Source organism: Nostoc sp. CCY 9925, from assembly GCF_963920935.1.
Lineage (GTDB): Bacteria > Cyanobacteriota > Cyanobacteriia > Cyanobacteriales > Nostocaceae > Nostoc.
In genome coordinates, this window is sequence record NZ_CAWUDO010000007.1 from 108,912 (window position 1) to 121,642 (window position 12,731).

The following is a 12,731-nucleotide window of genomic DNA, read 5'->3' on the forward strand; positions in this document are numbered from 1 at the left end:
TAGTTCGCTTTGGGCTGATTTGGGGCTTAATGCTAGCAACAGCCACACCTAATATTTAAATTTACTTACTCGTTTATCACGAATAAATAAACCTTTCGTCATTTCTTAACCAAAAACCAAATGATTAGTACAGTTGCTAGATGGGTAATTTCTCGACGCTGGCTCGTAGTAATTGCTGCGCTCATTTCCACATTAGTCATCATCTTTAATACCATCCCCAAAATGCCGCTGGATGTTTTTCCAGCCTTTGCACCTCCCCAAGTCGAAATTGAGACAGCAGCCCCTGGACTAGCACCAGAAGAAATCGAATCTTTAGTGACATTACCAATTGAAAGTGCCATTAATGGAACTCCAGGCTTAACTACCGTTCGTTCCTCTTCTTCAGCCGGACTTTCTGTAGTCAGAGTTGTTTTTGGCTGGGGAACAGATATCTTTCAAGCCCGCCAGTTGATACAAGAACGACTGCAACAAGCCGTAAGCAAGCTACCAGAAGGAGTCGAAACCCCACGAATTGCTCCCACTAGCTCTCCCATCGGTACTGTATTAAAGTACGCCTTGACTGTGGAAGGCTACGGCAATAATCAATCTGCCACTAAAATCGACCTCATGGAAGTCCGCAGAATTGTTGATTGGCAAGTGACGAATCGCCTTTTAGCAGTTCCCGGTGTCAGTCAAGTACTTGTGTATGGCGGTGATGTGCGTCAGTATCAAGTGTTAGTAGACCTCAACAAACTACAAGCTTTTAATGTATCTTTACAACAGGTAAGTGAAGCTGTACAGGCGGCAAATGTCAATGCTCCTGGTGGCTTTTTAACTACTCCTGATAAACAAACTTTAATTCGGGGAATTGGGCGGATTGAATCCCTTGATGATCTTCAACAATCCGTCATTGTCGCCCGTCAAGGAACGCCCGTCCGCCTGGGAGATGTCGCCCAAGTGCAAATTGGTGGTGCTGTGAAAATCGGCGATGGTAGTTTAAATGGGAAAGATGCTGTTGTGGTGATGGTGAATAAACAACCCCTAGCTGATACTCCCACCGTCACCCGCGCTATTGAAGCCGCAATATCTGAGCTAAAAGCAGGTTTACCGAAAGAAATTAAAGTAAATCAAACCTTCCGCCAAGCAGATTATATCGATACTTCGGTGGAAAATGTCAGGTCAGCCTTGGTGGAAGGTAGTATCATTGCAGCAGTTATCCTCATCCCTTTTTTAATGAATTGGCGGACTCTTGGAGTTGTGCTGTTGAATTTTGCCCTAACCTTTATATTTTCATTGCAAGTATTATCTTTTTTGGGCTTAGGGCTGAATACAATGACTTTGGGAGGATTAGCGATCGCCATTGGTACAGCGATCGATGATGCCATTGTCTATGCAGAAAATGTTTTTCGTTTATTACGACAAAATAAATACTCTCCCAACCCTAGTCCAGTACTGGAAATTGTTTTTGAAGGAGTACAGGAAGTCCAGGAATCTCTGATTGGGGCAACTTTAATTACTATTGTCGTCTTTTCTCCAATATTTGCCCTTGCTGGTGTGGAAGGTCGGATTTTTGGCCCGATGGGTCTTAGTTATCTGGTGGTAGTTGTAGTTTCTAGCTTAGAAGCGCTGCTTGTAAGTCCGGCTTTATGTGCAATTTTATTACCTCACAATAAAATGTCAGTCAGGGAACCCTTTGTACCAAGAGTTTGCAAAAGGATTTATTACCTTTTTCTCGATTTTGCTATCAGAAATTCGGTAATTGTTATTACTGTGGCTGCGGCGGGAATGATAGCAGCAATTATAATTTTCCCAACTTTAGGACGAGCATTTTTACCTGAATTCCAAGAAACAACTTTGGTAAATACTTTAGCACTTTACCCAGGTACATCTTTAGAAGCTACCAATAGTGCTGCTTTTGCTTTGGAAGATAAACTCAAAGACGACCCTAGATTAAAGTATATTCAATTACGCGCCGGACGCGCCCCCAATGATCCGGATGCTGCACCTGTGAATTTGGCTCACCTTGATATTGGGTTGAGTGACAAAGGAATGAAAAATCGCGGAGCTACCGTAGAATGGTTGCGGGAAGAGTTTAACAAAATACCAGGGGCTGCATCCAATATTGGTGGATTTATTGCTCACCGTATTGATGAAATTTTGTCTGGGGTCAGGAGTCAAATCGCGGTCAAAATTTTTGGTTCCGACTTGGAAGAACTTCGCAAGCTTGGAAAGCAAGTTGAAGACGCAATAAAATCTATTCCGGGAATTGTAGATTTACAACTCGAACCACAAATTCCTATTGAACAAATTCAAATTAAGTTTGACCGTGTTGCTGCATCTCGCTACGGTTTAACTATTGGACAATTATCTAATATTATTGAAACTGCGCTCAATGGAAGAGTAGTCTCTCAAGTTTTAGAGAAGCAACAAAGCTTTGATTTGGTTGTGTGGTTGCAACCACAGTATCGCAAAAATCTACAAACAATTGAGAATTTGTTAGTTGATACCCCTGATGGTAATAAAATTCCCTTAGCTAAAGTTGCTACGGTTGCCTATGGCACTGGGCCTAATACTATCAATCGGGAAAATGTTTCGCGTTTAATTGTGGTGTCTGCTAATGCTAAAGGTAGAGATTTGCGCTCTGTAGTGACAGATATTCAAAATAAAGTTAAGGCACAAGTTCAACTTCCTTCAGGTTATTTTATCCAATATGGAGGTCAATTTGAAGCAGAAGAACGAGCTTCACAAAATATTCTGGTTTTCGGTGCTATTTCCTTTGTTGTGATTACAGTACTAATGTATCTTTCTGTGAAATCAATCGCTTCAACAGCAATGATTATGATTAACTTGCCCATTGCATTAGTGGGTGGAGTAATTGCGGTAGCTTTTACAGGTGGAGTTGTTTCTGTAGCCTCATTGGTGGGGTTTGTAACTTTGTTTGGTGTGGCTACTCGAAACGGATTATTATTAGTAGATAATTACACGACAAAAGTTGCGTTAGGGATGTCTTTAAAAGAAGTATTAATTGCTGGGTCAATGGAACGACTCAACGCTATTTTGATGACATCTTTAACTTCAGCTTTGGGTTTAGTTCCGTTGATAATTTCAGTGGGGCCAGGGAAGGAAATTTTGCAACCTCTTTCGATTGTGGTGTTGGGTGGGTTGTTTACTTCTACGGCGTTAACTTTGTTGGTTTTACCTGCTTTGTACTCGAAGTTTGGTAGGTTTTTGTTACCTAAGCGAAGTGCGACTGTTGTGGAAAATGGGAAGGTCGCGGAATCTGTGTTGGAAAATTGATTTTGGGGATAGGGATGAAATGCGAATTTTACAGCTTTCATCTCCTGAAACAATAAACTGCCAAAAATATTCACCCTTCCTTTGATTTGTGAAAATTAAAAATATTAAAAGCTTTGATAACTATGTCTCTTGTTTAATGAGTAACTTTACACTTTTTTAAATTTTATTCAGGAGGCATAAGCCAGGAGGAACCCACCTTTAAAAAAGTGAGATTCCAATAAGGACGTTTTATACTTCTCTGCGAGACGCTGCGCGAACGCTGCAAGCAGTTTCAGTATAATTATTGCTTTTTACTGGGCTTTAAACCAGAACTAAGTTTTAATTGATACTCATAACCTCCTGCCCCCTGCCTCCTAACTCCTGCCTTTTAGTAAACTCTGGAAAATGTCACGATAATTACTTTAGATAGAGCTAACGAGGAAGTTTACAATCTTTTCATCCTTTCGATTAATTTATATTTATTTATGATTTTTTGAACATTTGTTTATTCAAGATTTATTCAATGGAGGCTAACCTATTCATGCCTAACTCAGCATCCCAATTAACTAAAGTTAAGAGTAAGAATAACGAATTTTCATCTACAGCAGATACAGTGCGTATCTATCTTCGTCAAATTGGACGTGTACCTCTGTTAACCCATGAGCAAGAAATTTTTTTTGCTAAACAAGTTCAGCAAATGATGGCAATTATTACTGCGAAGGAAGAACTATCTGAAAAATTACAGCGTGAACCCACTCTGCAAGAATGGGCTGACAAGATGCAGTTGAAAGAAGATGTGCTGCTGCAACAACTAAGTCAAGGACAAATTGCCAAGCAGAAGATGATTCAGGCTAATCTGCGGCTGGTAGTGTCTATTGCTAAAAAATACCAAAAACGCAATGTTGAGTTTCTAGACTTAATTCAAGAAGGTACATTGGGGCTAGAACGAGGGGTAGAGAAATTTGATCCAACTCTTGGATACAAGTTTTCTACTTATGCTTACTGGTGGATTCGTCAGGAAATTACACGAGCGATTGCACAACAATCCCGCACCATTCGTTTACCCATTCACATGGCTGATAAGCTGAACAAAATTAAGCGTGTTCAACGAGAGTTATCTCAAAAGCTTGGTTACACTGCCGACGTGACTGAAATCGCCCAAGCACTCAATCTGGAACCCAGTCAGATTCGAGAATGTTTGCAGTTTGCTCGTCAACCTGTTTCCTTAGATATGCGAATTGGGCCTGAGCAGGATACTCAATTGCAAGATATGCTGGAGGATGATGGAATATCTCCCGAACGCTACGCGGAGCGGGAATTACTCTATCAAGACATTCACAACCTATTAGCAAAGCTGACTCCCCAGCAAAAGGAAGTATTAATCTTGCGCTTTGGTTTAGCAGGTGAACACGAACTTACTCTGGTACAGATTAGTCAACGTATGGGCATTTGTCGGGAACGAGTGCGACAAGTGCAACAACAAGCTCTCACACTTCTACGAAGATATGGGGTTAACTCACACAGCTATCTGGCTGATGCTCCTTAATTTTGAACGCTTGTAGCAGTTATTTGACTTTCACCCTTTGCTTCATCCACCAAAAGGTTCCCAAACCTGCAATAATGACACTGATCGCCATAGCTCCAGTAAACCATTGATTCCCAGACTTGGCTGACTGAGTTGATGGTAATTCTTGCTCAGTTTTTTGAGAACTTGTAACTGGTGCTGGTGTCGATGCTGCTACACCACTAGCTACTATTACCTCATACTGCATCTGGAAGGGTTTAAAATTACTTTCGACTTTGGGAGTGCAAGCTAACTCTAACTGATAAGCTCCTGTTTTAGGAAAAACAACATCTGCACCAGGAATACCCTGATATCTCTCAACTGAAATCGCTTGCACCGTAGGCTGTAATACAGGCGAATCTTTCTGTTTACGGGGTTGAGAGTAGACAGCCATTTGGCAATTCGCCTCCGACACTGGCAAGATTTTCCCTCCCTTGCGGGTGAGTGCAACCCAGACTCTCGCTGTTTCTCCTGCTTGGGGACTGTGATTTGGTTCAACGTGCCAAGTACCAGCCACATCCCCCGATAGTTGAATTTTATGTGCTAACACTGGGGTGACAAGCAGTGAGAGAAATACCGCTTCCATCAAGCTTATATTAATCTTTGATTGGTGTGACATTGTGGTGCATGGCAGCTGGTGTCGAATTCTTAACTACAGCGATCGCTTCTGTCAAGAGACAAGGTGTCAAACTGAAGCGAACGTCATAGCTTGCAAGTAAGTTGAAACTGCCTCAGACTATCTCGAATTAGAGAAATAGCACTGATGCTCAAAAACAAGGCAACCAGTAAACTAGCTACTGCATCTGCCCATAGCCAATTAAAAAAATAAACACAACCAGCAGCCAGAATTACACCAATAGAACTGCCAGCATCAGCAATCCCATGTAAGAAAACTCCCCGCAGATTTAAATTATGATGACTATGTTTGTGCAATGGTTGGATAGTTAAGCCGTTAATTACTATGCTCAAGGTAGCTACAGCCAGCATGGGTAAGCCTGATACAGGTTGAGGATTTTGAAGACGTTCCACAGCTTCTAAAGCAATGAAACCAGCTAAAGTTACTAAACTCACCCCATTTAGTAACCCTACCCAAGCTTCTATTTGCTGGTACTTAAAATTCGTTTCACCCGAAGATTGACGCTCTGTTAACCAGACTACTAACACTGTCAATCCCAAAGTCACTACATCAGAGAATAGGTGTCCCGAACCTGCTAAAAGTGACAGGCTACTGTCCCAAAGTCCAACTCCTAATTCTATTAAAAATAAGCTACTTCGCAGCCCTAAAATAACCCAAAGTAACTCTAAGTTTTGTGTACTCTCTACAGCTTTAGTGTAGGGATAGTGGTAATGTACCAACTTTTGGTTAGTGAAATTCATAATTATTTTTTTGCATTCAACGCCTCTAATGCGAAGCTTGAGGAAATTTGAAGTAATGGAACATATTTTAAGAGTAAAAAATGGAATATCTAAGACAATTTAAAGCTACTAAAAGTTTTACTGTCTGTGCATGTTGGGTATGTTACCTAATCTGACTTAGCAATAGATATACAGCAGTTTGCAAGTAAGTGAAGTATAAATGCAGGACTCAAAATCAAATATACAAACTTTCTGCCTCCTGCCTCACAACCTGTAAATTTGTACTTCATGCACACGAAAACTGCTGTATCTTTAATTATGGCGTTCGCGTAGCGGTTGCTTTGCAGCATCGTCCGCTAATATTAATCCTTGACAGCCTTGGTTCTAAATAGCCGCATTCCATTTGCAGTAACTAATAAGGAAGTCCCTGTATCTGCTAAAACAGCTACAGCTAACCCAACAAACCCAAAGGTTCCTAATAGCAGAAACAAACCTTTTGTTACTAAAGAAAAGACAACATTCTGTTGAATTACAGATACAGTGCGACGGCTTAGTTCTACTGCATAAGCAAGTCGTCTTAGGTCACTTCCTACGATCACGACATCTGCTGTCTCCAGAGCAATATCTATTCCACCAACTGCAAAACTAATATCCGCAGCAGCAAGCGCAGGAGCATCGTTAATACCATCTCCAACCATACCTACTACTCCTGTTTGACGCAGAAGTTGAATTTCTTCAAGTTTATCTTCGGGTAGTAATTCTGCCCGGTACTCTGTAATTCCAACTTGCTGGGCAATCTGTTTAGCAACGGCAGTACGATCGCCCGTTAGCATTACTAATCGCTTTAATCCAACCCGCTTCAACTGTCGCAGGGCTTCCGTCGCTTCCAAGCGAATACCATCAGAAAGTGCGATCGCTCCTAATAACCCTTCATTTGTTCCTACCAGCACCGGAATTTGACCGAGTTGTTCAATAGAAGCTAACAAATATTCAGCTTCACCAGATAAGCGAATACCTTGGTCTAAAAACAACCGTTGATTGCCTATGAAGTATAACTGCTCCTTAAAGTTCGCCTGAATCCCTTTCCCAGGTAGTGCAGTAAAGTTAATAGGTGTTTCTAACTCCATCCCTTGATCGTGAGCCTTGGCTACAATTGCCTTGGAGAGGGGATGCTCAGACTGTTGCTCAACTGAAGCTGCAATCAGTAATACCATGTTTGCGCTTACCTTGCCAAGGTCATAAACCTTCTGTACAACGGGTAGTCCTTGCGTAATCGTACCAGTTTTATCAAAAGCAAAAGTAGTCAAACGTCCAGCCGTTTCCAGCGCATTACCCCCTTTGAACAAAACGCCCTTACGAGTTGCTGCACCAATGGCGCTAACAATCGAGACAGGAGTAGAAATTACTAAAGCACAGGGGCAGGCTATTACTAACATCACCAATGCCCGGTAAAGCCAGACGTTGAACGATTGAGCAAATGCCAACGGTGGTATTAAAGCAATGGCGATCGCTGCTAAAATGACTATCGGTGTGTAAACCTCTGCAAACTTATCCACCCACTGCTGCGAGGGTGCGCGGCTTTCTTGAGCTTGTTCCACAAGATTAATAATTTTGGCAACAGTTGTATCGCTAGCAGTGTGAGTAACTTTGACTTCTAAAAAGCCTGTCTGATTCAGTGTCCCAGCAAAGACATTATCACCTGGAGCTTTATCTTCTGGAATTGATTCTCCTGTAATTGGAGACTGATCGATGGCGCTTGCGCCAGAAACAACTACACCATCCAACGCCACACGCCCTCCTGGTCGAATTGTCAAAGTTTCACCTAGCTGAATACTTTCGACGGAAACTGTCACCTCCTGACCATTCCGCTTGACGGTAGCAGTGGGCGGAGTCAAATCCATCAGGGAGCGAATGGCATTGCGAGTGCGACCAAAGGTGAAAACTTGCAGTGTTGTACCAAAAGTGAACAAAAAGACGACTAGCGCCCCTTCAAACCAGTCCCCTAAAATTACAGCCCCGATTACTGAAATCGTCATCAGCAGATTCATATCGGCGCGGCGCAAGCGCAATTCAAACAAACCAGCCCGTGCGATCGGATAGCCAGTAATTACTATGCCGATGCCATAGAAAGCCCGTGCTATCCAAATAGGTAGCGCTAGATTTTGAGAAATTAAGCCCAAAACTAAGCCTATACCTGCAAGTATGACACTCTGCCCCCGGCGATTTTCAATCCAGAATCTCCAGCTTGCCAGGTCTGACTTTTGTTTTTGCTTGTTTATTGGCTTTTCGTGTTGGTGTTCGTAGTCACGATCGCCTACGGCGGGCGTTTCGCCATCGCAAGAATCAGTATAATGATGGGAACTTGCCTCAACACCCTCCTCAACTGTATAACCCAAACTTTTAATCTGATCATAAATTGCCGTCTCATTTATCAGCTGCGGGTCATAGGATACTTGCAATCGTTCGCTGGCAAAGCTGACCGATGCTTCTTTTACGCCTATTATCTTCTGCACCCCAGCCTCAATTGTCTTGGCACAACTGCCACAATCCATCCCGCCGATTTGTAGTTGTAGCGTTTTCACAGGAGTTACATCGGCGTTATGGTCATGACTCTGTTCAACCGTATAACCCAAACTTCTAATTTGGTCATAGATCGTCTTTTCACTCAAGACTTCTGGGTTATAGGAAACCCTGGCTTTGCCTGTCGTAAAGTTTACTTTTACTTCTGTAACACCATTTAACTGCTGCAAACCGACTTCAATCGTCTTGGCGCAGCTTCCGCAGTCCATACCATCAATTTGCAAAGTTTGGGTTTTGAGGGAAGGAGTTTGAGTCATGGCATTACAACCAAAGCGAAAAAGTTAACTGCTAATATTCTAATACAACAATTGAATAGATGTTCAACTGTACAATACTTGAATTTTAGTTAAAATTGAAAGTGATAACCATTGCCTATACTTAATGCCATGAACAAGCGCCAAAGCGAAGAAGAGTTGGTATTGCTTCAGAATGCAGGCGTACCAAAGTGTGATACCCATTTGGTGCATCTGGATAATGTGCGGTCAATTCAAACACAAATCTTGTCTATAGACAAGGCAAAACAAATGGCAGAAGTCTTTGGAATACTTGGAGATCCGAATCGTCTGCGGCTGATATCAGCTTTGGCCTCCCAAGAATTATGTGTTTGTGATTTAGCTGCATTGATGAAAATGACGGAATCAGCTGTTTCTCATCAATTGCGATTATTAAAAGCGATGCGTTTAGTCAGTTATCGTCGAGAAGGTAAAAATGTTTATTACAGCTTGGCTGACAATCACATCATCAATTTATATTCCTCTTTGGCAGAACATTTAGATGAGTGAAATGAACCAACAATGGCGTATATAAAAATACTTACCAAGCATATAGCGCTGATGAGTGTAGAAAACCAGCCCTTTCAAGGTGATGAAATTTGGAACAAAGGTTAGTGATTTCAACCTTCAAAAAGCGCAAAATCTGAGCAGAGGATTCAAGATGGTAGCACTGAAACACATATCTTCGTTGGTCACTTTGAAAGGGCTAGTGTATAAAACTTGAATTTTGGCGTTTTTACTTAAAACATTTTAGTATAATTTATTACTATAACTGGTTTTAATGGCAACTAATTAGCAAAGTACGGTGACGTAGAGAATGTGACTTATCATGATCTGCGGGATGAGAGTAGCGATCGCTTCCAGCTGGCAAAGCAAAAAATATGGATATCTTTGCTACTTATGAAAAGCAGAGTATTCAATTCCATGCCCTAAGAACGCGAGTAGCAGGGGCGCGTAGATTTGTCTCATTCCACGTCTTAGTGCCAGGAGAGTGGTCATGGTCATCATGCACTGTGTGAGGAGATAGAGCTAACGATTATGCGATCGCTGCCAGAAACCTATGTCCTTACCCATCTTGAACCATTGGAAGACCCAGTATCGTGGTATGACCAGAACTTAGATAGGACAATTAATATTAGTAGGGATTGAGCCTGAGCAGAATCCGAAGGCTAGGGAACCTACTAGAGCTTAAATTGCAACTTCCCCGCAAGGAAGGAAAAATTTTGCCACTACAGATTGATGTTTAGTCCAGATTTTCTGACATTATGAAAAGAATATGAAAGAATTTCCCTAGAAAATAAATGACTCGCCCCGAAAAGCGCCCCAGTCTCCCTGAAGTTCACCGCAGTATTAAAATTCCCAACAGTAAGAGCTTTTGGCCCAAGATGTTGGCTTATGCAGGGCCAGGGTATCTGGTTTCAGTCGGATATATGGACCCTGGCAACTGGGCAACAGATATCGCTGGGGGGTCTAAGTTTGGCTATACCCTGTTGACAGTAATTCTGCTGTCGAACCTGATGGCAATATTACTGCAATCGCTATGTGTGCGTTTAGGTGTTGCCACAGGACGAGATTTGGCACAGGCTTGTCGAGACTATTTCAATCCAAGGGTGAGCTTTTGTTTGTGGGTACTGTGTGAGATTGCGATCGCAGCTTGTGACTTGGCAGAATTACTGGGAAGTGCGATCGCCCTGCAACTTTTATTCGGTATTCCCTTGCTATGGGGTGTGTGCATCACTGCGCTGGATGTCTTGGTATTGCTATTCCTGCAAAGTAAAGGCTTTCGCTATACAGAAGCTTTGGTAATAATGCTGGTAGCAACCGTAGGCATCTGTTTTACAGCGGAAATTCTCTTCTCCCGACCTGATATGGGCGGAATTTTGTTAGGATATCTGCCTAAAAAAGAAATTTTACAAAACCCAGAAATGCTCTACATTGCCATTGGCATTTTAGGCGCAACAGTAATGCCTCACAACTTATATTTACACTCCTCTATTGTGCAAACTCGTGATTGGCAACCTAATACTGAAAAAAAATGGGAAGCGATTAAGTTTGGTACAATTGATTCAACTTTTGCTCTATCGTTGGCACTATTTATCAACTCAGCCATTTTAATTGTGTCTGCCGCCACATTTCATTTTTCTGGGAATCAAAATGTAGCAGAAATTCAAGAAGCTTACAAACTGCTTTCACCATTATTAGGCGTTAGTGCTGCTAGCGCCATCTTTGGGATTGCCTTACTTGCTTCTGGGCAAAGTTCGACACTAACTGCAACCCTGGCTGGGCAGATTGTCATGGAAGGCTTTTTACAATTTCGCCTTCCATCCTGGTTACGGCGTTTAGTTACCCGTCTGCTTGCTATCATTCCAGCGTTGATTACAATTATTATCTTTGGGGAACATAGTACAAGTCGCCTTATAGTTTTAAGTCAAGTTATCCTCAGTTTGCAGTTACCGTTTGCAGTGATTCCTTTAGTGATGTTTACAAGTAACCGTCGCTTAATGGGAGAATTTGTAAATCCTTTGTGGCTCAAATCTCTAGCTTGGCTGGTTGCTATTATTATCGTCGGGTTAAATGTTTGGTTGCTATTACAAAGTATTTTGATTTGGCTGGGTTTCAATCTCTAAATCTCTCGAAACCGCTTAGGATGGATCTAGTTGAGAAAAATCTCGTGTATCTGTCTTGATATATCTATCAAGGAGAAAGTCAAGCCATGAACCATATTCGCAAAGCTGTTGCCATTCTGGGAATAACGAGTAGCGTACTGAGTGGAATACCTGTTGCTGTCCATGCTGCACAGGAAGCACCAACGCGCATCCAACAGATGAATTTTCAGGAATACCATAACCAGGGAGTGCAAAAGCTTGAACAAGGCAACTTCAACGGCGCAATAGAAGATTTTAGTCGGGTAGTACAGTTAAATCCCCGATACTACGAAGGTTTTTGCCTCAGAGGTTTAGCAAAGTCTCAATTAAGAGATTTTAAAGCAGCCGTTAGCGACTTCGATCAAGCACTGCGACTAAACCCCAACCATACAGATGCTTACAACGGTCGAGGAACTGCTCATGCGGAACTAGGAAGTATTGAAGCGGCCATTACCGACTTTAACCAAGTACTAAGAATTGATCCGAAGTCTGTAGATGGTTACTACAATAGGGGCTTTTTGAATTATAGACAGGGAAATCACAAGCTGGCGATCGCAGATTTTACCCAAGCACTACAAATCAACCCTAACTTAGCTGATGCCTACGGCAATCGAGGACTTTCTGAATATGCTTTAGGCGATCGCAAAAGTGCTATTACTGATTTACAGCTTGCTGCAAGTCTGTTTCAACGGCAAGGAGATACTCTTCGGTATAAGCAAACACAAGCTCTCCTTCAGCAGATTCAGCCCTAAGTAATTCAAAATAATTGTCAAACCCAACTTTTCAACAAACCTTACGGAATAGTTGGGTTATTCAATTAAGGATTTAATGTTTCGCCGTTCTACACCTATATCGACAGTTAACTCGGCACAGTCATGTAATAAGAAAATTGCAATGCTAGACTTTACCGAAGAAGAAAGCAATGCAGCTATTTGGTTGCGACTGCCCATATTGTATGAATTGTCTACGCGTCCTGCGCGGTCAAGCACCAATGGTTTACTAGTATTTTGATTGTAAGGAAAGTTAGGTGTATTCTATTTGTTATGTGTCTGCTGAGTT

Annotated in this window: 10 protein-coding genes; 7 read left to right on the forward strand and 3 right to left on the reverse strand. The window is 42.0% G+C overall.

Annotated features, from left to right (window positions below):
* Window positions 1-120 precede the first annotated feature (120 nt).
* A complete protein-coding gene (locus ACM0OY_RS06090) occupies window positions 121-3,276 on the forward strand; it encodes an efflux RND transporter permease subunit (protein ID WP_414567983.1) in 3,156 nt (1,051 codons plus the stop codon).
* A 520-nt stretch (window positions 3,277-3,796) separates the two neighbouring features.
* On the forward strand, window positions 3,797-4,801 hold the full coding sequence (gene sigB, locus ACM0OY_RS06095) for a sigma-70 family RNA polymerase sigma factor SigB (RefSeq protein WP_069068044.1): 1,005 nt from the start codon (window positions 3,797-3,799) through the stop codon (window positions 4,799-4,801).
* A gap of 19 nt (window positions 4,802-4,820) precedes the next feature.
* Here the strand turns inward: sigB and ACM0OY_RS06100 are convergent, their stop codons facing one another.
* From ACM0OY_RS06100 to ACM0OY_RS06110, 3 genes are all read right to left on the reverse strand, one after another.
* A complete protein-coding gene (locus tag ACM0OY_RS06100; protein ID WP_414567984.1) occupies window positions 4,821-5,438 on the reverse strand; it encodes a hypothetical protein in 618 nt (205 codons plus the stop codon).
* Window positions 5,439-5,521: 83 nt separating this feature from the next.
* Entirely contained in the window at window positions 5,522-6,196 is a 675-nt protein-coding gene (locus ACM0OY_RS06105; RefSeq protein WP_414567985.1) for a cation diffusion facilitator family transporter, read from the reverse strand.
* Between the two features lie 341 nt (window positions 6,197-6,537).
* The gene (locus ACM0OY_RS06110) at window positions 6,538-9,012 is read right to left on the reverse strand and encodes a heavy metal translocating P-type ATPase (protein WP_414567986.1); all 2,475 of its coding nucleotides are present in this window, start codon (window positions 9,010-9,012) and stop codon (window positions 6,538-6,540) included.
* A gap of 129 nt (window positions 9,013-9,141) precedes the next feature.
* Between ACM0OY_RS06110 and ACM0OY_RS06115 the strand changes: the two genes are divergently transcribed.
* The 5 genes from ACM0OY_RS06115 to ACM0OY_RS06135 all read left to right on the forward strand — a co-directional run bounded on the left by ACM0OY_RS06115 (window position 9,142) and on the right by ACM0OY_RS06135 (window position 12,683).
* On the forward strand, window positions 9,142-9,537 hold the full coding sequence (locus ACM0OY_RS06115) for an ArsR/SmtB family transcription factor (RefSeq protein WP_289794636.1): 396 nt from the start codon (window positions 9,142-9,144) through the stop codon (window positions 9,535-9,537).
* Between the two features lie 371 nt (window positions 9,538-9,908).
* Window positions 9,909-10,046, forward strand: a complete 138-nt coding sequence (locus ACM0OY_RS06120; RefSeq protein ID WP_414567987.1) for a cation transporter dimerization domain-containing protein — start codon at window positions 9,909-9,911, stop codon at window positions 10,044-10,046.
* Between the two features lie 282 nt (window positions 10,047-10,328).
* Entirely contained in the window at window positions 10,329-11,654 is a 1,326-nt protein-coding gene (locus tag ACM0OY_RS06125) for an Nramp family divalent metal transporter (RefSeq protein WP_414567988.1), read from the forward strand.
* An 86-nt stretch (window positions 11,655-11,740) separates the two neighbouring features.
* Window positions 11,741-12,424 (forward strand): tetratricopeptide repeat protein, encoded by a 684-nt coding sequence (locus ACM0OY_RS06130; RefSeq protein WP_289794634.1) that lies wholly within the window; start codon window positions 11,741-11,743, stop codon window positions 12,422-12,424.
* 76 nt (window positions 12,425-12,500) lie between these two features.
* Window positions 12,501-12,683 carry a hypothetical protein gene (locus tag ACM0OY_RS06135; RefSeq protein ID WP_414567989.1) on the forward strand — a complete coding sequence of 61 codons (183 nt, stop codon included), beginning with the start codon at window positions 12,501-12,503 and terminating at the stop codon, window positions 12,681-12,683.
* Window positions 12,684-12,731: the final 48 nt, after the last annotated feature.

Coding starts and splice junctions, on each gene's coding strand:
- ACM0OY_RS06120 (WP_414567987.1), top strand. CDS start 9,909: ATGGATATCTTTGCTACTTATGAAAAGCAGAGTATTCAATTCCATGCC.
- ACM0OY_RS06125 (WP_414567988.1), top strand. CDS start 10,329: ATGACTCGCCCCGAAAAGCGCCCCAGTCTCCCTGAAGTTCACCGCAGT.
- ACM0OY_RS06100 (WP_414567984.1), bottom strand. CDS start 5,438: ATGTCACACCAATCAAAGATTAATATAAGCTTGATGGAAGCGGTATTT.
- ACM0OY_RS06090 (WP_414567983.1), top strand. CDS start 121: ATGATTAGTACAGTTGCTAGATGGGTAATTTCTCGACGCTGGCTCGTA.
- ACM0OY_RS06135 (WP_414567989.1), top strand. CDS start 12,501: ATGTTTCGCCGTTCTACACCTATATCGACAGTTAACTCGGCACAGTCA.
- sigB (WP_069068044.1), top strand. CDS start 3,797: ATGCCTAACTCAGCATCCCAATTAACTAAAGTTAAGAGTAAGAATAAC.
- ACM0OY_RS06130 (WP_289794634.1), top strand. CDS start 11,741: ATGAACCATATTCGCAAAGCTGTTGCCATTCTGGGAATAACGAGTAGC.
- ACM0OY_RS06115 (WP_289794636.1), top strand. CDS start 9,142: ATGAACAAGCGCCAAAGCGAAGAAGAGTTGGTATTGCTTCAGAATGCA.
- ACM0OY_RS06105 (WP_414567985.1), bottom strand. CDS start 6,196: ATGAATTTCACTAACCAAAAGTTGGTACATTACCACTATCCCTACACT.
- ACM0OY_RS06110 (WP_414567986.1), bottom strand. CDS start 9,012: ATGACTCAAACTCCTTCCCTCAAAACCCAAACTTTGCAAATTGATGGT.